Below are 18,187 nucleotides of genomic sequence, written 5' to 3'. Positions count from 1 at the left end.
TTCTGTCATGAGTTCTCCCAGCGCAACGCTCACCGTGTGGGCAGCATCATGGCTCGCCGGCGACAGCGCCCCGGACGACGTCATCGATGCGCTCGTGGCGTGGGCGCCGATGCATTTGATCGGTGCCGCCGACGCGGATACCGCGTCGGCCCTCGGACTCGACTGGCCGGGTATCACCGACGGTGGCGCGCCGATGTTGCTCCGCGTGCTGCGACGCGCCGGGAACATCTCACCGACCGACTTACGATTGGCGCTACCTGCCCCGGGTGATGTGCGCGGTCTGCCTGCCGGTACCGGGTTCGCCGCAGCCGCGTTGGGCGCCGGTGAAGGTGTTCTGGTCGGCGCTGCGGGTTCTGCGGGAATCGGACTCGTTCCCGTGCATGAAGGTCCCGACGTTCTGCGCTGGACGGTGTACTCCGTGCCGACCGTGACGGGGCCGGCCGAGTATGTCGGTCTCGGAGAAGCCGAATATTCGATGCGCGAGGCCGTTCGCGACGCCGCCGCGGCACTGCTGTCGCTTCAGACCGTCCCCACCGGCACGCCGGGTGACGATGCCCGGGCAGCAATTGCCGATGCACTCTCCGACCTGGCGCATCACCGCTACCCCGATTCCCTTGCACCTCGGGCGCTGCGAGTCCTCGACAGCGCCGATCAGGTTGCCGCCATTTTGACTGTGGCCGAGCATGATTCGACCAACCAACCACCCAGCATCTCCGCTGTCCATACGCGAGAATCCTTGTTGCGGCCGCTGTGGGCCGCGGTGCGATCCGCCCGAACAGCAGCGGTGGCGAGTGCCTCCTCGCACCACCCGGCGGGCGAAAACTAGACAGCGACAGTCACCGATCACAACTTGCGAACGAATTTTCGACGTTTCTCAGCGAACCCGTTGCGATCACCGAACATGTCGCTCTTCATCTCCTCGAGCTCCCGCTGTTCGTACGGCGCGACCGGATCGAGTGCGAGCCGCGATCGTTTCTTCTCGAGCATCGCTTTCCGCCGATCCCCGACGAGAAGGTCTGTTGCGATCTTGTTCAGCCACGACTCGAAAAGCATCGGATCGCGAGGCCCGATGGCATCAACAAGTCCGATCTGTCGAGCCTGACCGATGCTGATGGGTTGACACTCCGAAAGCAGCCGCCGAGCCTGGTATTCACCAACCCGGACGGGAAGCGTGTACGTGTGCAATTCCGAGCCGAACAAACCCATCGTGGCGTAGTGCGGATTGAGAACTACACCGTCCCTGGCTGCGACAACGTCGGCGCCGAGCGGGAGCATGACGCCGCCGGCTCCGGCATTTCCGGTGAAGGCGGCAACGAGCACCTGGTCCACACAATTGACGATCTGGTTCGCGACCGCGTTGATGGCCTTGATGTTCGACCACGCTTCGCCGGCCTGATCGGCGGCGGCCTCGATCACATTGAGGTGAATACCGTTGCTGAATCCGCCGTAATCACCGGTCAACACCAGAACCTTGGTATCAAGTTCGATGGCCCAGCGCAGACGGTCGGCTAACCGTCGACACTGCGCAGTGCTCATCGCGCCGTTGTAGCTGCGGAAGGAGAGGTAGCCGATGTCGCCGTCCCGGTGGTAGTCGATACCCGGGTAGCGACTGTCTTGCACCTGCGGAACAAAGGTGCCTGGGCGAACCACGGCTGTCGCCGGGAGCTTGAAACCTGCCGGACCTTCAGGGCGCGCTTGGCCGATCCAGACGGTACCGGCGCCGGTGGCAACACGGATTGCCTCGTGGTGATACTCGAGAATGGTGCCGGGGTCGGCGTCGACATGCGCGTCCAGGTGCGCGTCGTAGACAAATACACGGTCGAGTCCCAATTCGGTGTTCACACCGGGAAAACCGTCCGCCGCATTGATCGCGCGCACGATGCTCGGCGCGTCCTGTGACCACGAGAAGGCGCGATCTGCTTGTTTCATGACCGGCCGCGTCGTCGCGGAGGCTACCGGCCGCGGTACCGATTCCGAGGTAAGCGGCACAAAATCCGGAGTTCCGAACCTGTCGACTACTTCCAGGATGCACTCCACCGCTGCGGCGGTAACCGCATCGTTGTAGACCGCAGATTTGGGGGCACCGGCGCACAGGTCGAAGGTTCGCCACGCCCACACCGGCCCACCGTCGAGTTCCTCGCGAGCTTGTAATGCCGTGACACCCCAGGTGCTCTCGCCATCCGCGATCGCCCAGTCCAGCGAAGAGGGACCTCGATCCCCTGGCGGTCCGGGATGGATGATGATCGTCGTCCATCTTCGCCAAATCTCTTCCGGTATATAAACTTTCAGATACGGGCAGATGATGAGATCGAAGTCGTCAGGTGCAGTGGCCACGAGCGCCGACTCCGCGTCCGACACCACTGCCGTCCGCACTCGATGGCCGGCCTCGCGCAACACCAGCGCCGCCCGCTGCGACAGCCCGTTGTCCGAGGTGACAAGAAGTAGCACCGTGCGCGTCGGCGTCGGCGACTCGCTTGGCTGGTTTCGGGCAAACAGGCCAGCAGCGACAGTGCGCAATCGCTGCCCGCTCACCCAACCGCCACGTTGCCTAGACGTTGCTGGTGGTGACATCACGTCATTCGAGGCAACCGTCAGCGACACAGCTGACGAGATCGCCCTGGGGGTCGAAACCATGAATTCCCCTGCTTGCATAGTCGGGTATCAACGGCGTAGACCAGGCTCCCCCAAGCACGACCAACGCACCGATAGGTTGAATTAGGTACTTGGGGACCATATACCTACAGTCGGTTTGTTTCAACAGCTACTATCAAGCAAACAGTTTGCCGGAACTGACGTCAGGGAGTTTTGTGGTTGATCGCAATATGCCGGTCGATTCGAATGTGCTCATCAAGCGTCGGGTACCGCAAGCCTGTGTCCTGCCCGTATCCCTGACGACGCAACCACGCCAGAACATCTCCCCAGAACCAGATGCCACCCGCCACCGAGTTGTAGGGAACCGGGAAGGGCGTCGACGCTTGCCGAACTCCGCGCACCCACTGCCCGACGGCTTGCCGCGTGACACCCGCACGATCTGCGATGTCCTGCCGGGACACCAGATCCGGATGAGTCCGCTCGGGTCGCACACCGGAGCCGGCAAGTTGGTCGACAAGAGTGATCGCGGTCGTCGCCGCCCGCATGCCTTCCGCGGTAAGAGTCAACAACTGCAGACCTTTTCGCTCCTCCACCCGTCCACCCAGGGACTTGGCGAGCATCTGTTCCTGCGAGAGTGTCAGCAAGGGAACGATAAACGTGAATTCGTAACGCTGGTACAGATCATCGGCCACTCCACCAACATAGCCGCACGCTGCACTGTTTCCAGATGGACACACCCCCAGGTGCGCGAGTCCCGCACAATAGTCAGATGATCGACGTCGACGACGCCCAGTTCGAGGACATGGTCAAACGCGCCTTGGACACCTTGCCGCCCAAACTCGGTCGCGAAATGGCCAATGTTGCGGTGACCGTTCAACTCGAAGGTGGCCCACCCGGACTGCTCGGTTTGTACCAGGGAATTCCGCTCACGAAGCGAACAACCACCTACGCCGGTGTACTTCCCGACCGCATCACCATCTACCGTCGGTCGATCTGCTCGATCTGCTCCACCGAAGACGAGGTTGTCGAGCAGGTACGACGCACAGTGATCCACGAGATCGGTCATCACTTCGGCATCGGAGATCCCCGTTTACGAGAGCTCGGTTGGTGACATCACACTCACATAGGCCACGAAAATGAGCTAGAGGTTGATAATCGCCGAATAGTCATGTCAGCTGTACCGACACGCCGCAACAACTGAACATCTACAGGAGTTCACATGGTCAACCTGATCCAGATCGCCCCGAAGAACACGCCGACCTTCGCCATGAGTCGTCAGAAGGCCGCCGAACTGTTGGGCATCTCGGTCGACAGCGTGGCCTTCCTCCTCAAGTCCCGGTACCTACCCGATTTGGATGCCGGCCGACTCATCACGATGGCAAACCAGCCGTGGATGTACACAGACGGCGACTATCCGGTCCTGCAGCAGGGCGCGTCCGAGCTTGCCCCCAAGAAGTTGGTCCCGCCGCGCAAGTACATCGGCGAGAGTGCAGCGCACTCCGACGCCGAGTGCGTGGAAGCAAACCAGGGAGTGTGGGCCGGATTCAACGTCGACCATGTTCTGGCCGCTCGTTTCCTGCCGGTCACACTGCGCAAGTTTCCGGTATCCGTCCTCCAGATCCACGAAGCAAACCGGGGCGACGAAGAGAAGGTGTCGTTTGTCGCAACGCTTGCCGGACGCGTCCGTGAACTAGGTGCGCCGTCGCTCAACTACATCGATCCGTCGCTGAGTGCCGAAGACCAGGCGATCGTCGCCGCCCTGCTGACCTCACGAAGCACGTCGACGGTGCCAGGCCCGTGCGGAAAGCTGAAGCAGCCCAACGCATAGCTCGAAGCGCTCAGCGCTTAGGCCGCTGCACTGCGGCACAACAGTTGACCGCGCAGGAAACGCCGTTGGTGGTCGAGCCGAGCAACGGCTCGACCCCGAGGCGGAGCGGCGGCTCACCGGCCAGACGTTCGGAAATGAGCGTCGGTACCAATTGAGCAAAACGTGGGTCCTGGCCCGGCGTCGCCGCCCGCACAAAATCCATTCCGAGTTCTGCGGCTTTGTCCCTGGCCTCGGTGTCGAGATCCCACACCACTTCGAGGTGGTCGGAGACAAACCCGACAGGACATACGATCACCGCGCGAACATCCTTGGTGGACAACATATCCAGATGATCGCAGATGTCAGGGTCGAGCCACGGCACCTGTGGCGGGCCGGATCGTGACTGCCACACAAGATCAAAATCATCGACGCCCACAGCGCCGGCAACCAGGCGCGAGGCTTCAGCGACCTGACGGCTGTACAGGTTGCCGCCCAACTCGGGCGGTCCGGCATTTCTGTCGGCGGCGATCGGTACCGAATGCGCCGTGAACACCAGCCGAGCGTCGTCGCGAGTCGCCTCGGGCAGAGCCGCGCGCGCCGCCCGGATTCCGTCGGCAAACGCGCCGATGACCAGGGGATGGTCGTAATACTGACGAAGTTTGGTCAATGTCGGTGCGCCGTCACCGACCGCTTCACGAGCACGGACGATGTCCTCGTGGTATTGACGGCACCCCGAGTACCCGCCCCACGCCGACGTGGCAAAGACGGCCGCGTTACGGATACCGTCGTCGCGCATCTGTGCCACAGTGTCCTCGACCATGGGGTGCCAGTTGCGGTTTCCGAAGTAGATCGGAAGATCCAGCCCCGCCGTTGCCAGTTCACCCCGGACTCGCTCGATCAAATCTCGATTGAGTGCATTGATCGGCGAGACACCACCGAAGTGCATGTAGTGCTCCACGACCGCATCAAGACGCTCAGGTGGGACTCCCCTTCCCCGCGTGACGTTTTCGAGAAAGGGTCGAACGTCCTCGGGTTTTTCGGGACCGCCGAACGACAACACGAGAAGAGCATCGAACTTGTCGTTCACACCAGCAGTCATGCCTTCAATCTTGCGCGATGCCGTTCTGCAGACAAAACCCGGGTACGCACTGTTGTAGTCGAACTAACTGCAGTAGAACTAACAAGGCGTTTCGCGTGGCGGATTGTCGCCGTCGTGCGTCCGAACTCTCGCCTCGGCATACGCGGCGAGGGTCGATTCGCCGATAGTTGCGGTGGCAGGGTGGAACTCGATGCTCACCCCATGCGCGGCGAGGAGTTCGTCGGTCCAGTAGTCGCGAATGCGCGGGTCGATCCCACTGAGGTGCAGCTGACCGCCAACCGCGTCGAGTCGACGAGCATAATCCGCGACGATGGTGAAGAACGTTGCGCTCACCGTCGTGCGCCCCCTCAGCCGCAGGATCACCACCGGCGACCTCGCACCGGCGGGATCCGGCAGATGCGCCGCAAGCGTGCGCGCTCCCGCGTAGAACAGGCTGCCGTACACGTCGAGTATCACGATCTCGTTGTCGGAGAGTTGTTTCGGTGCGCTCGCCTCGACCAGTTGGTTGCCGTCCACCCGCAGGCGGACCACCTTGAGGTCGATGGCTTCCTGGTTCAGCTGCAGGATCAGTGAGAGCGCGACCCCGATTCCCACCGCGGCTGTGACCGGCAGCAACAGCGTCGCCATCAGCGTTGTACCGAACACGACCCGGGAGGTATATCCGCTGCTCCAGATGGCCGACAGCTTGGCCGGATCCAGGGACCCGGCAGCTGCCACAATCAGGACAGCTGCGAGGGTTGGCATGGGCACTTGCCCGACCAGTCCCGCGAAGGCTGCGAGCAGGACAACCAGCCACAAGCCCGACCAGATCGCTGCCCAACGGGTACGGGCACCCGCTGTGCGATTGAGCGCAGTCTGCCCCACCGATCCTCCGACTGGCATCCCGCGGAGCAAGGATGCAGCGACGTTGCCGACACCTTGCGCGGTGAAGTCTCGATTGGCGGACGAGCGTGAGCCGTCCGGATTTGGGGCGGATTCGGCCACTCCGGCGCCTTGGACCAGCACAATGACCGCCACCGTCAGCGCGCCACTGAGCAGGGCGGGGCTCAGCACGGTCAGATCGGGAAGACCCGGGATCGGGAATCCAGTGGGGATAGTCGCGATGTCGGAAACGCGGCTCACCGAATCCCAACCCAACGCCACCACAAGAACGGTCGGCACGAGCAGCGCAACTAACGATGCGTACAACCGCAACCGGGTCTGTCCCAATGCCCACATGAGTATCAGGGCACTGACGCCCACCACCGCGGACCGCCAGTCGATCTCCCCCGGGTGCGTCAACACATTCACTGCCTTCGCGAGCGCAAACCCGCCTTCCGCGTCTACCCCCAACAGCGCCGGGATCTGACCGAACGCGATGTTGGCCGCAACCCCGAGCAGAAATGCGGTCATCACGGAATGTGAGACGAAGCGCGTGTATCTCCCCAGCCGCAAGACGGCGGCCACGATCATCACGCCACCGGCGACGAGGGTAAGCATCACCAGAGCCGCAGATCGGTCCTCATCAGGGATATCCGTCAGAGCCGACCCCGCCGCCAGTGCTGAGGCACTCGTGGTGGTGACCACCATCAGACGGGTACTGGTGGACAATCCTCCGAATACCCGGCCGGCCATGCTCGCATAAAGACCGTGCAGCGGACTCACTCCGGCGAGCACACCCGAGGCCATACCGTCAGGCACGCTACCGATCGCACCGGGAAGACCCGCGATCACATCGGCTCGGGTCATTCGCTCGCGCGGCAGCAGAGCACGTATGCGACCCAGAACTGCGCTCATGTAGCCCCGCGATACGACATATGGCGCCCTTCGTCCGGGAGGTGATTCGTGATCCCATCGTTGACCACGGGTGCACTCTCCCGCCTCATCCCGACCGGGTGAAGCGCCGCGGGCTTTCTCTTCGAGAACTCCCGCAGGATCACAGCGGCGTGAAGTTCTCCAATGCAGCCATCGCATCGAGTTGTTCGAGATAGTGCGCCAGTGATCGATGAACTGGGCGGAACGGGACCATTGTGACGCCTGCTTCGTCCATCTCGGCAAGCGTCTCTTCTACCTGATCAGGGTGCGCCGCTGGGTCCAGAGAGTCCGCACCGCAGATAACCTCGAAGCCCGCGGGACGCTCCGGAAATCCTGCCAACATTGTTCGGAGGGTCTCCATGTCCGGTGCGCCGGGCATCCACCCGTCGCCGAGCGTCACAGCCCGCCGCAACGCGCGCTTGCTGTGCCCACCGACCCAGAGCGGCACGCGCGGTTGAATCGCGTGGGGATCGATGATCAATCCGTCGAAATCGTAGAACTCGCCGTGATACTCCGGTTCGAGCTGTGACAGCGATGCACGTAGCGCGCGCATCGCGTCATCTGCGCGCGGGCCTCGTCCTTCGAACGGCACACCCAGTGCCTTGAACTCCGCCTCGACGGTCCCTACGCCCAAGCCCAGAACCACGCGCCCGCCGCTCATCCGGTCCAGAGTCCCGTATCGCTTGGCGATCTCGAGGGGATGGTGATAGCCGAGGACAAGGATGTTCGTCACAAGGCGTAGGCGCTCGGTCTTTCCCGCCAGATACGACAAGGTTGCCAGAGGATCCCAATAGCGCGTTCCGCGCCCATTGGGCAGCTGAGGCGACCATACGTCGGAGGGCATACCGATGTGTTCGCTACAGGTGACGAAATGGAAGCCGCACCGATCGGCATGCTGCGCAATCTCTGCGATTTCCTCGATCCCCGCGTCCAGTTCCCAATCCGCCGTCCGGCTTGGGATGACGCTCACGACCGGTGTACTGATGCCGATTCGCATCGATGCAACTCCTTCGACTGTGCACCGGCACGTAAGGGTAACGGCCGCTCTCGGAGCTGAACGTACCAGAAGAATGAACGCTGTTCATTGTGGTATCCAGGGCTCGTCTACCCGAGCGGTTGGGCACCTCGTTGTGCGAGCATGAGGGCCATCAGTCCGGATTCCTGACTCTGGGTGGTGATCATGTCGCGGGCGGATTGTTTGACCGGACCGTCGGCTAGAAGTTCGTCGGCCGCCTGGGCCATGACGATCCCGCCACGGTGATGACGCTCCATCAACTGCAGGAACAACACTTCCGCATCAACCCCCGTAGCTGAGGTGAGAGAGTCGAGTTCGGCCATGGTTGCCATCCCCGGCATCGACGCCTGACCGCGAGTTGCCTCTGATGTCACAACGCCATGGTGCGCAGCAAGGTCCGTCGAATTCGACGCGGTGTGCATCCATTCCATCGGAGTGCGACTACCCGGGGTCACGTTCACGAGTCGCAGCCAACCGAGCATCATCCCGATCTCGGTCCGCTGCGAATCGTCGATCTGTTGCGCGAGCCTACTCACCGCTGGATCGACATTCGTGTTCAGTCGCTGGGCGATGAACAGGGCCTGCTGGTGGTGCGCGACCATATCGTGAACAAACCCGATTTCGTTGTCGCTCAATATCTCTGCAGGCGCAGCCTGCTCCGTGAACATCAGCGGCCGCAGCGCCGCACCGAGCACAACCAGCATCACCGCAAGGCAACCGAACGCTGCGACGCGCACTACCCGCGTCGTCGTCATGAACCGACGGTCGAGTGCTGATCAGCCGGTGGCGAGTAGACGTCGGGATCCAGTTGCAACGCCATGAACCCGTTGTCCGCGCACGTCACCCACAGCTTGCTGCCGCGCCACTCCGGCGCCGAGAAGCACCAGTCCGTGGAGATGTCGCCTTGAGTGAGCATCCCGCTTCGCGCGCTGAGTGCTTGGTTCGGGTCGAATTGACCACTGAGAATCGACTGGCCGATCGCGGGCGCGCTCAATATCGGAACGCCCAAGATCGACGCCAATGCATGCGGTGAGTTTGTCAGCGCAAGATTGCCCCCCGTCTTCGCCGGCGGGTTGTAGTAGGCGATTTCCCGGACGTCGAACGGGTCGCGGACATCAAAAACCCTGATCCCGGACGATATCCACCCACACGCGAGAGCCGTGGGATTGTCCGGGCGGTCCGCTGCGCAGTAGTGCGATTCGTAAGCAAAGGCCGAACCGCCGGACGCTGACGCGAGCGAGGAGTCCTGATTCTCGGGAAGGTTGATTTCGAGCTTGATCGACGCGGCGATCTCCGGTCGGGCTGCGTCGGAGACATCGATGAGTTTGACGCCGCCCGAACCGCCCTCGTCGACGGTGAACAGATACGGTGCGCCGTCGTAGTTCACCGGAATACTGTGCTGCGTCGCCCATCCGTCGGTCCACGAAAGCTGAGAGAGCTGGCGAACCTGAGGATTGGGATCGCGTCGCTGCACCGCACTGACGTCGAGTACGTGGATGCCGCCCATATTGTTCGACAGGTACAGCTGATTCCCGTCGTCACTGACGCCGATTCCGTGGGTCGAGAGACCGATCAGGTCCTGCCACACCACCTTCGGGGTGGAGGGGTCGGTGAGGTCGACAGCGCTCACAATGCCGGGAGCGGTACCGGAAGACCAGTAGGTGTTGCCGTCCGGGGAGAACCCGCCCTCATGCGATGTAATGGGAAGGAGCATCCCCAGATTCGTTCCCGGTCCCGGATTGAGCAGTTTCGGATGAGCGCAATCGGAGATGTCGTATACCGACATCATGCCAACGCCGGTCAACAGGGGAACTCCCGTTCCCACCAAGAGTTTTCGCTGCGTGTTGACCTTGAGGCTCTCCCACGTTCCCGCGAGCATGGCAGGTTCGGTCAGCGTTGCAGTGAGTTTCGGGTTTGCCGGGTCGGAGGCATCGATAACCTGCACGCCTTGTGCGGGTCCGAGGAGATTTCCGGGGAAGAAGCTGCCGACATACGCGCAGTTCTCGAAACTGGTTGAGGTGATTCCGCCGCCGCGGCCTTCGTACCCGCCCAACCGAGAGATATTGCAGCTGTATCCCGTTCGACTGCGTCCGCTGTTACGGTCTTCAGCTGGTACATCGCCCTGCAATCCGGTTTCCGGCTGAGAATCCTCGTTACAACTCGCGCGCTCGACCGCATCGCTGCCGACGGTATGGGATTCGTACACCGTACCTGGACTGGATTCCGGCGCCGCTGCGGCGCCGACCACTGGAAGTAGCAGTACGGCCGCCGCGGCAACAATCGCGGACCTCACCGTTCGACGACCGCTCAACGGTTTCATCTTTGCCCAACCCCCTGTGTATCGGGCGTCGGCGATACACGACCGTATCCATCCCACCTACCGACGTCCTGACCGAATGTCCGGTTCCCTGGGGAAGTGTGCGTGATGCACGCCACTCTCGTCAAGAGTGAACGCGACTCTCCATCAGATACCGGAGGTCTCAGGTATTTACCAAGTCAGCGTCGAACTTCAACGAATCGTTCGGGTTGATCGGGAACGATTCGAGGTCAGGGCATGCCAGGATCTCTTTCGCGGCGGCCCGACTGCACCCCACGAGAGTCGAATCAAAATCGACCTCTGTGGCAATGCACCACGAATGGTCCTGCGGCCACACGAGATTTGCTGACGGCGTCCAGGGCTTTGCACCGATCAGGTCGGGGATAGTCGACGCTTCACGAAGGGATCCTGACAGCACAACATAGTCCCGTCCAGGGTGCCGCAGCCGCGGTCCGGAGATCAGTTCCCGGGCGAGCGAAACAACGGGTGCGGGGCGAGATTGTTTCTTTCCGGCACTGTAGATCGCCGTAGCTCCGGCATGAAAGAAGCCATTGCCCTCCCACACCGCGAAGTACGCATCGTCCGGTGAATTCGTATGGCCCGCAAGAAGATCGACAAGATGCTGATTGTCGGGCGGATCGAGTGAACCGATATCCGGCTCACCGCCGTCCCAGAGCTCGCTGCGCGGATTCACGGAATCAGGGGCGTCGATCAAACGCCACCATTGCACAAGCGGATGAACCCGCCGACCGGTTACGGCGGCAACATCACGCCAGCGGACCACGTGAGTGCCGTCGACGTCGACGGGATGGAGGACTCGAACGTACGCGTCGAAACCCGAAGGTACAACTGCTGTCAGCGCACCCGACAACCGTGGTTTGATCCAGTCACCGACCGCCACGTCGTCGACTGGTTCCATCATCGATGTCCCCCGTGTTGATGTTCCCGTGTTCGCCTTCACCTGGACGTAGCTCGTCGAGCAGGCAAAGGCGAACCGGATTCAAACTACTAACCCACCATTGCGTGGAAACCGCCGTCGACGTAAATGATCGACGCGGTTGTGCCCGGCAGCCAATCCGAGAGAACGGTGCAGACCGTCTTCGCAACGGTTTCACGATCTTCGACGTCCCAGCCGATGGGCGCCGCACTGTCCCAGCCGGTGTTGAGCTTGTCCAACTCGGCACCCGGGCCGGTGCTGTCGCCGGCAATTGCCTTGGCTGCGAGCGTCTTGATCGGGCCGGACGCAACAAGATTGGAGCGGATGCCACGAACGCCGACCTCTTTGGCGACGTACCGGTTCACGGCCTCGAGGGTTGCCTTGGAAACACCCATCCAGTTGTAGAACGGCATCGCACGCGACGGATCGAAGTCCATACCGACGATGGAACCCTTGTCGTTCAGAACCGGCAGCAGCGCCTTTGCGAGGGCACTGTACGAGTAGGCGGACACCTCGAGAGCAACGGCAACGTCACTCCACGGCGCGTCCATGAACGGGCTGCCCAGGCACGAGCGCGGGGCAAAGCCGATGGAGTGGACAACGCCGTCGATGCCCTCCGGAGCCAACTCACGGACACGATCGGCCAAAGTGGCCAGATCTTCCGGGTTCTGGACGTCGAGGGAGATGGCCGGCGGCACCGACTGCGGTAGGCGCTGAGCAATGCGGTCGATCAGACGCAGACGATCAAAACCCGTGATCAGCACCTTGGCGCCCTGCTCCTGCGCAACCTTCGCCACATGGAATGCGATGGACGAATCGGTGATGATGCCGGTAACGAGAATGGTCTTACCCTCGAGCAAGCCGCCCATGAGTTGTCCTCCTGAAGTGAGACGTACGAAGTGAAAGGAAAGTGTGGAAGCGGGGACTAGTGCCCCATACCCAGTCCACCGTCAACCGGAATGACGGCGCCGGACACGTACGCCGAATCGTCGGAGGCCAGGAAACTCACCACTGCCGCAACATCTTCCGGCTTGCCGGTGCGCTGAAGCGGAATGTGTTCGGTGGCCTTGTCTTTCACGTCGTCGCCCAGTGCTGCGGTCATGTCGGTCTCGATGAAGCCGGGGGCAACCACGTTGGCCGTGATCGAGCGGGAGCCAAGTTCACGGGTCAAGGACCGGGCGATACCGACGATGCCCGCCTTGGAGGCCGCGTAGTTGACCTGCCCGGGGCCACCGGCAAGCCCCACAACCGATCCGAGGAAGATGAAGCGTCCGAAACGCGCTCGCAGCATCGATCGTGTCGCCCGCTTCGCAACCCGGAACGTACCCGTCAGGTTTGCGTCGATAACACTGGTGAACTGATCTTCCGACATGCGCATGATCAGGGTGTCGTCGGTGACACCGGCGTTGGCGACGATGACCTCGACGGGGCCCTGATGTGCCTCGACCTCTTTGAACGCGCGGTCGATCGACTCGGAGTCGGTGACGTCGCAGACAACACCGAAAAGGCCTTCGGGTGCACCGCTGCCGCGGTGTGTGACGGCGACCTTGTGTCCGTCTGCGGCCAAACGCTGCGCGACAGCCAGGCCGATACCGCGGTTACCGCCGGTAACCAGAACCGAGCGTGGAGTGGTGACGGTCCGTTCTGACACCACTGGGGTGGAAGGGGTAGACATGGCGATCAACCTATCAATTCCAGGGCCGAGTTCCGGCAGTAGTCGGACAAACGAAAATGGTGCAGGGTCATGGCAGCCGTTGGCGAGTGACCAAGGCAACGGTCAAACCTGCGGTGGCAAACAGAACTCCGAGAATCAGCCACGGCTTGCTTGCATCGCCACGGGTGGTCTCGAATCCGATCTGCTCTTCCAGCGTGTCGTACACCGCCCGCAACTCTTCGAGGCTGGATGCGGTGAAAAAACTTCCCCCGGACAGATTCGCGATTTCCTTCAGCGACGCGTCGTCAACAGGAACCGGAATGCGATCACCCTCGATTTCGACCCGACCGTATGTCGTGCCGAACGAAATCGTCGAGATCGGAACACCTTTGTCTTTGGCCTGACGTGCTGCGGTGAATCCGCCGCGCGGGTCATCCGAATTGTCGGGGACCGTCTGCTTACCGTCGGAGAGCAAGACGATCCGTGCGGGCGGAGCCTGATCACTCCCGCCGAGAACGGCGGACAACGTGTCGATCGACTGCAGTGACGTGAAGATCGCTTCGCCGGTCGCGGTCCGCTCGCTGAGCTTGAGATTGTCGATGGCAACTTTGGTCGCGTCGCGATTTGTCGTGGGAGACACCAACACCGAAGCAGTTCCGGCAAACGCGACCAGCCCCAAGTTGATGCCAGGCGTCAAACCGTCGGCAAACGACTTGGCCGCCTCCTGAGCGGCCGCGAGACGTGTCGGTTCCACATCGGTGGCCTGCATCGACAGCGACACGTCGATCACCAGGATGACGGTTGCCCGGTTCCGCGGAACCTTCTTGTCCGCTGTGGGGCCGGCCAACGCTACCGTGAAGAACACCAACGAGATCACCATCAAGATGGCGGAAACGTGGCGCCACCGGCCCGGTCGTGACGGCGCCACCTTCTCGAGGAGATCGAAGTTGGTGAACCGCAACGTATGTCTCTGACGCTGCTTCTGCACATAGACGTAACCGGCTACCAATGCGGCGATGACGACCAGGAACAGCAGCCACCACGGCGCAGTGAATTGAGAAAGACTCACGAACGAACGCCCCCAGTTCCGGCGCCGACACCGAAGCTGTGTCGGCGTGCCGAGATGAATCGAACCACGTCGGCGATCCAGTCACGATCGGTGTGCAGTGACATGAGCGGTGCCCCGCACCGGCGCAGTGCCTGCTGAACCTCGATGCGATGCTCAGCGGCCGCGCGCGCAAAATCCGCGCGCAACTGCGGAGTGGTCGAGAACTCGCGTGTGCGACCGGATTCCGGGTCATGCAACACGACGTCACCGACATCGGGCAGTTCGAGGTCGCGCGGATCCACCACTTCGATCCCGAGCACGTCATGACGACCGGCAATGGCACGCAACGGACGTTCCCAATCCGTCGGGCCCAGGAAGTCACTGATCACGACGGCCAAGCCGCGCCGACGCTGTGGGCGTCGTAGCGCCTCGATTGCGCCCACCAGATCTCCGCGCACACCGTCCGGCGCATGGGGGGTGGTCGCGATCTTACGAAGCATCGCCTGAGCGTGGACGCGGCCTCCCCTGGCCGGAATCCGTGTCATCTGCGCCCCGGTGGAAATGATTGCGCCGACGCGATTGCCGCCCGAACTTGTCAGGTGCGTCACCGCAGCAGCGGCTGCCACAACCAAATCGCGCTTCTCACAACCTGCGGTACCGAAATCGAGGCTCGCGGACAGGTCGATCACCAACCACGTCTCGAGTTCGCGATCGGCTACCGACTGCCGCACATGTGGGTGCGTCGTACGAGCGGTGACAGACCAATCCATCTGTCGCACATCGTCACCGGGCTGATACTCGCGAGCCTCGCCGGGTTCGGAACCGGGACCGGGGATGAGCCCGAGATGATCACCGTGCAACACCCCGTCGAGCCGGCGGCGGACCGTCAACTCCAGTGTTCGCAACGCAGCGGTCAGTCGTGGGTCACGAAGTTCACCGGACTCGAACGACGGCGGTGCACCGGCATGACCGGGAAGGTGACTTTCCGTCACTGCGGGCGACTCATCGGATCAGGGCTCATGAACTGCGCGCCGTTTCCCGCGGGATTGAACTGCGGTGCGCCCTGCTGAGGTTGCTGCATCGGCTGGCCTACCGGCTGTCCCGGTACCGGTTGTGGTCCCGCGACAGTGGGCACCGGGCGCGCGGCGATCTGAGGCAGACCGACCGTCTGCAGGACCCGCGTGATGACGGCGTCCGGAGTGACCTCGTCGGCGAGTGCGTCGTACGACAACACGAGCCGGTGGCGCAACACGTCCGGGATGACCTCGACGACGTCCTGCGGGACAACGTAATCGCGGCCACGCACGAGGGCGAGCGCTCGGGAGGCTGCAATGATGCCGAGTGTTGCACGCGGCGACGCACCGTAGGCGATCCAGCCGGCAACGTCGTCGAGGCCGAATTCCCTCGGCGTACGGGTGGCCGCGATGACCCGAACCACGTAATCGACCAGCGCATGGTGGACAAAGACGGTGCTCGCGACGCGCTGGAGTCGAACCAACTCTTCGGGACCGAGAATCTGGTGGGGTTCCGGCGCGGCGACGCCCATCCGGTACACGATTTCGCGTTCTTCTTCGACGGTCGGGTAATCGACCAGGATCTTGAACAGGAAGCGGTCACGCTGCGCTTCCGGGAGGGGATACACGCCCTCGTTCTCGATCGGGTTCTGCGTCGCCATGACCAGGAACGGGTCCGGCATGTGGTAACGCTTGCCACCGATGGAGACGTGACGCTCGGCCATGACTTCGAGCAACGCAGACTGCACCTTTGCCGGTGCACGGTTGATCTCGTCGGCCAGAACGAAGTTTGCGACCACTGGTCCCAGTTCGGTGTCGAACTCTTCGCGTCCCTGTCGGTAGATACGCGTACCGATCAAGTCGGTGGGTACGAGGTCGGGGGTGAACTGCACACGGGAGAACGATCCGCCGACCACCTTCGCAAAGGTTTCGACGGCCAGCGTCTTCGCGACACCGGGAACACCCTCGAGCAGGACGTGTCCCTTGGCCAGTAGCCCGACGAGTATCCGCTCGACCAGTCGATCCTGGCCGACGATGACCCGTTTGACCTCGTAGATCGCTCGTTCCAGTGTCTGGACGTCGGTGGCGAGCGACGGAGCTGCCCCGTCGGAATTTCCACTCGCCTTGTCTACGTCGACCGATCCGATCGAATCTTCACGTGAGGTCACCAAGAATCCATCGCTTTCACCTAGAAAAGTTCCGACAGTAACGTGTTCCCCGCCAACTATTCCAGGTAGTTGCTCGTGATGCCGCAACACCACGTCAACACATGCAACGAACCGGGCATCGAAGCATGAACGGGTTCAGCCTTCTCGCGAGTTCAGGACACCAGCCGCACGGCGTACGGTGTCATTCCACCCCAGCGAACGGGGGAAACTTTCACACTGGATCCGGACTGCGGTGCTTCGAGCATCTGCCCGTCACCGAGGTACAGCGCCACATGCTGACTCGCGTTCGGACCGTAGAAGATCATGTCGCCGCGTTTCATCTCGGACGACGGAACCTGCTTGCCCGCGGTGTACTGGTAGCCGGTGTAATGCGGCAACGAGATACCGATTCCGGCAAACGCGTAGATCATCAGACCTGAGCAGTCGAACCCGATCTTGTTGAAGTCGCCGTAGCTGTCCGCGACTCCGCCGTCGCGAATACCGCGGGTCGGCCCGTTCTCGTCGCCGCCGCCCCAGGCGTACTGGATGCCGATCTGCGACATACCGCGGTCGATGACGGATTCGATTGCGGCGCTTCCGGACACCGAAGGCACTGTCGGCTTGGGAGTTGCCGGTTTCGGAGTTGTGGGCTTCGGTGTTACCACCGGAGTGTCCGAATCCGAATCGGTGCTCGTGTCCGTCGACGTCTCGTCGTCGTCATCGGGGATGACTGTCGGCGTCGGATCTTCGACGGCAGTGTGAGGGCGCTGAGCAGCAGCCAACGCAGCGGCACGGTCCTTGGCGGCCTGATCGGCGGCAGCCCTGGCGGCGGCTTCCTCAGCCGCTTGCTTGGCGGCCGCTTCGAGTGCGGCCTGATGAGCTTCTTCGGCTTTTCGCTGTTCGTCCCACGTCGCGTATGCCTGGCGCTGCCCCTGCAAACCGGCAACAGCGTTGCGCGCCGCATCGAGTTGAGCTTGCGCGGAATTGCGCTCCGCTTCGATGGACGCCTTCTTGGCTACCTGCTGGTCGAGTGCATTGCGGGCGATCGCGATTGCCTGCTCGGCAAGTGCCTGAAGATTGGCGGCAATTTCGGCGGCCGCGTCGGCGTCGAGCTTGGCTTGCCTGGTCGCCGAGTCCTTGTTCGCCTGTTCGGTCCGGGCGCGCTGCAAACCGTCGAGCACGGCGCGTTGGGTGTTCGAGAGAAGTTTGAGGACCTGCGCTCGATCGAGGACGTCGCCCGGGCCCTTGGCGTCGAGGAACGACGAGATGGACGCGGTATTGGTGCCTTGGACGTAACTCGATCGGGCGTACTTGTCGAAATCGCTCTGCGCTACGTCGATCTGTGCGCCGGCGTCCCGAAGTGCTTGTTTGGTGATGCCGACGGCTTGGGCTGCGGCATCGGCGGCGCCTCGAGCGTTCTGCAGGTCGACGAGTGTCTTGTTGACGTCTTCGCGTTTGACGGCAACTTCGTTGTCGAGTGCGGACAACTGCTCATTTGCCGCGGCAACCTGGTTGATGAGAGCGCTGACCGTGCTGACGCTCGATGAAACCTGCGAATCTGCGGACGCGATTTCGGAGTCACTGGGATTGGGCGGAGGGGGCGGGACCGACGCTCCGACACCCGGGTTTCCGACAACCAGGGCAGTGACGATGCCCGCACCGATTACCAGCTGTGCCAGGCGGGACGACGCTCGGGAAGGTTTACGACGGCCGAATCCGCCTCGTGTTACTTGGCTCACAAATAACTCTCCCTCGCGTGTACG

17 protein-coding genes are annotated in these 18,187 nt (G+C 62.3%); 3 read left to right on the top strand and 14 right to left on the bottom strand.

All coding sequences use genetic code 11. The features are described from left to right. Positions 1 to 7 precede the first annotated feature (7 nt). Positions 8 to 826 (top strand): hypothetical protein, encoded by an 819-nt coding sequence (locus CJ178_RS05305; protein WP_095886290.1) that lies wholly within the window; start codon positions 8 to 10, stop codon positions 824 to 826. A 17-nt stretch (positions 827 to 843) separates the two neighbouring features. Here CJ178_RS05305 and CJ178_RS05300 read toward each other — a convergent pair whose 3' ends face one another. Together CJ178_RS05300 and CJ178_RS05295 are read right to left on the bottom strand one after the other, a co-directional pair. Then, a complete protein-coding gene (locus tag CJ178_RS05300) occupies positions 844 to 2,634 on the bottom strand; it encodes an enoyl-CoA hydratase-related protein (protein WP_095887843.1) in 1,791 nt (596 codons plus the stop codon). A gap of 161 nt (positions 2,635 to 2,795) precedes the next feature. Further along, complete coding sequence (locus CJ178_RS05295) at positions 2,796 to 3,284, bottom strand: transcriptional regulator (RefSeq protein WP_033232075.1); 489 nt, start codon at positions 3,282 to 3,284, stop codon at positions 2,796 to 2,798. Positions 3,285 to 3,361: 77 nt separating this feature from the next. On the opposite strand from CJ178_RS05295, the gene CJ178_RS05290 reads away from it, so the two are divergent. Beyond that, on the top strand, positions 3,362 to 3,703 hold the full coding sequence (locus CJ178_RS05290) for a metallopeptidase family protein (RefSeq protein ID WP_033232076.1): 342 nt from the start codon (positions 3,362 to 3,364) through the stop codon (positions 3,701 to 3,703). 108 nt (positions 3,704 to 3,811) lie between these two features. After that, positions 3,812 to 4,420, top strand: a complete 609-nt coding sequence (locus CJ178_RS05285) for a hypothetical protein (protein ID WP_033232077.1) — start codon at positions 3,812 to 3,814, stop codon at positions 4,418 to 4,420. A 10-nt stretch (positions 4,421 to 4,430) separates the two neighbouring features. Here CJ178_RS05285 and CJ178_RS05280 read toward each other — a convergent pair whose 3' ends face one another. The 12 genes from CJ178_RS05280 to CJ178_RS05225 all read right to left on the bottom strand — a co-directional run bounded on the left by CJ178_RS05280 (position 4,431) and on the right by CJ178_RS05225 (position 18,163). Further along, positions 4,431 to 5,498: a ferrochelatase gene (locus tag CJ178_RS05280; RefSeq protein WP_095886289.1), complete on the bottom strand. Its 1,068-nt coding sequence runs from the start codon at positions 5,496 to 5,498 to the stop codon at positions 4,431 to 4,433. Positions 5,499 to 5,576: 78 nt separating this feature from the next. Continuing rightward, positions 5,577 to 7,274: a SulP family inorganic anion transporter gene (locus CJ178_RS05275; RefSeq protein ID WP_095886288.1), complete on the bottom strand. Its 1,698-nt coding sequence runs from the start codon at positions 7,272 to 7,274 to the stop codon at positions 5,577 to 5,579. Positions 7,275 to 7,413: 139 nt separating this feature from the next. Continuing rightward, positions 7,414 to 8,289 (bottom strand): LLM class F420-dependent oxidoreductase, encoded by an 876-nt coding sequence (locus CJ178_RS05270; RefSeq protein ID WP_095886287.1) that lies wholly within the window; start codon positions 8,287 to 8,289, stop codon positions 7,414 to 7,416. A 107-nt stretch (positions 8,290 to 8,396) separates the two neighbouring features. Next, the gene (locus CJ178_RS05265; RefSeq protein ID WP_095886286.1) at positions 8,397 to 9,062 is read right to left on the bottom strand and encodes a DUF305 domain-containing protein; all 666 of its coding nucleotides are present in this window, start codon (positions 9,060 to 9,062) and stop codon (positions 8,397 to 8,399) included. Then, positions 9,059 to 10,627: an LVIVD repeat-containing protein gene (locus CJ178_RS05260; RefSeq protein WP_095886285.1), complete on the bottom strand. Its 1,569-nt coding sequence runs from the start codon at positions 10,625 to 10,627 to the stop codon at positions 9,059 to 9,061. Before CJ178_RS05260 ends, CJ178_RS05265 begins: the two co-directional genes overlap by 4 nt. Before the next feature lie 160 nt (positions 10,628 to 10,787). Continuing rightward, the gene (locus CJ178_RS05255) at positions 10,788 to 11,543 is read right to left on the bottom strand and encodes a hypothetical protein (RefSeq protein WP_095886284.1); all 756 of its coding nucleotides are present in this window, start codon (positions 11,541 to 11,543) and stop codon (positions 10,788 to 10,790) included. Positions 11,544 to 11,632: 89 nt separating this feature from the next. Next, positions 11,633 to 12,430 carry an NADH-dependent enoyl-ACP reductase InhA gene (gene inhA, locus CJ178_RS05250; RefSeq protein ID WP_095886283.1) on the bottom strand — a complete coding sequence of 266 codons (798 nt, stop codon included), beginning with the start codon at positions 12,428 to 12,430 and terminating at the stop codon, positions 11,633 to 11,635. A 56-nt stretch (positions 12,431 to 12,486) separates the two neighbouring features. Continuing rightward, on the bottom strand, positions 12,487 to 13,236 hold the full coding sequence (fabG1, locus tag CJ178_RS05245; RefSeq protein ID WP_045067715.1) for a 3-oxoacyl-ACP reductase FabG1: 750 nt from the start codon (positions 13,234 to 13,236) through the stop codon (positions 12,487 to 12,489). 67 nt (positions 13,237 to 13,303) lie between these two features. Further along, positions 13,304 to 14,284 (bottom strand): VWA domain-containing protein, encoded by a 981-nt coding sequence (locus CJ178_RS05240; RefSeq protein ID WP_033232085.1) that lies wholly within the window; start codon positions 14,282 to 14,284, stop codon positions 13,304 to 13,306. After that, complete coding sequence (locus tag CJ178_RS05235; RefSeq protein ID WP_092808006.1) at positions 14,281 to 15,255, bottom strand: DUF58 domain-containing protein; 975 nt, start codon at positions 15,253 to 15,255, stop codon at positions 14,281 to 14,283. Before CJ178_RS05235 ends, CJ178_RS05240 begins: the two co-directional genes overlap by 4 nt. Next, positions 15,252 to 16,424 (bottom strand): AAA family ATPase, encoded by a 1,173-nt coding sequence (locus CJ178_RS05230; protein WP_257013347.1) that lies wholly within the window; start codon positions 16,422 to 16,424, stop codon positions 15,252 to 15,254. Before CJ178_RS05230 ends, CJ178_RS05235 begins: the two co-directional genes overlap by 4 nt. A 173-nt stretch (positions 16,425 to 16,597) precedes the next feature. Then, positions 16,598 to 18,163, bottom strand: a complete 1,566-nt coding sequence (locus CJ178_RS05225; protein ID WP_033232088.1) for an NlpC/P60 family protein — start codon at positions 18,161 to 18,163, stop codon at positions 16,598 to 16,600. Positions 18,164 to 18,187: the final 24 nt, after the last annotated feature.

The sequence above is a fragment of the Rhodococcus sp. ACPA4 genome (assembly GCF_002300185.1).
Classification (GTDB): domain Bacteria; phylum Actinomycetota; class Actinomycetes; order Mycobacteriales; family Mycobacteriaceae; genus Rhodococcus_F; species Rhodococcus_F globerula.
This window is presented reverse-complemented; position numbering and strand designations above follow the sequence as displayed.

Excerpts from the sequence above, each read along its gene's own strand:
- CJ178_RS05280 (WP_095886289.1), bottom strand. The coding sequence starts at position 5,498 with ATGACTGCTGGTGTGAACGACAAGTTCGATGCTCTTCTCGTGTTGTCG.
- CJ178_RS05305 (WP_095886290.1), top strand. The coding sequence starts at position 8 with ATGAGTTCTCCCAGCGCAACGCTCACCGTGTGGGCAGCATCATGGCTC.
- fabG1 (WP_045067715.1), bottom strand. The coding sequence starts at position 13,236 with ATGTCTACCCCTTCCACCCCAGTGGTGTCAGAACGGACCGTCACCACT.
- CJ178_RS05290 (WP_033232076.1), top strand. The coding sequence starts at position 3,362 with ATGATCGACGTCGACGACGCCCAGTTCGAGGACATGGTCAAACGCGCC.
- inhA (WP_095886283.1), bottom strand. The coding sequence starts at position 12,430 with ATGGGCGGCTTGCTCGAGGGTAAGACCATTCTCGTTACCGGCATCATC.
- CJ178_RS05270 (WP_095886287.1), bottom strand. The coding sequence starts at position 8,289 with ATGCGAATCGGCATCAGTACACCGGTCGTGAGCGTCATCCCAAGCCGG.
- CJ178_RS05300 (WP_095887843.1), bottom strand. The coding sequence starts at position 2,634 with ATGGTTTCGACCCCCAGGGCGATCTCGTCAGCTGTGTCGCTGACGGTT.
- CJ178_RS05285 (WP_033232077.1), top strand. The coding sequence starts at position 3,812 with ATGGTCAACCTGATCCAGATCGCCCCGAAGAACACGCCGACCTTCGCC.
- CJ178_RS05275 (WP_095886288.1), bottom strand. The coding sequence starts at position 7,274 with ATGAGCGCAGTTCTGGGTCGCATACGTGCTCTGCTGCCGCGCGAGCGA.
- CJ178_RS05265 (WP_095886286.1), bottom strand. The coding sequence starts at position 9,062 with ATGACGACGACGCGGGTAGTGCGCGTCGCAGCGTTCGGTTGCCTTGCG.
- CJ178_RS05260 (WP_095886285.1), bottom strand. The coding sequence starts at position 10,627 with ATGAAACCGTTGAGCGGTCGTCGAACGGTGAGGTCCGCGATTGTTGCC.
- CJ178_RS05255 (WP_095886284.1), bottom strand. The coding sequence starts at position 11,543 with ATGGAACCAGTCGACGACGTGGCGGTCGGTGACTGGATCAAACCACGG.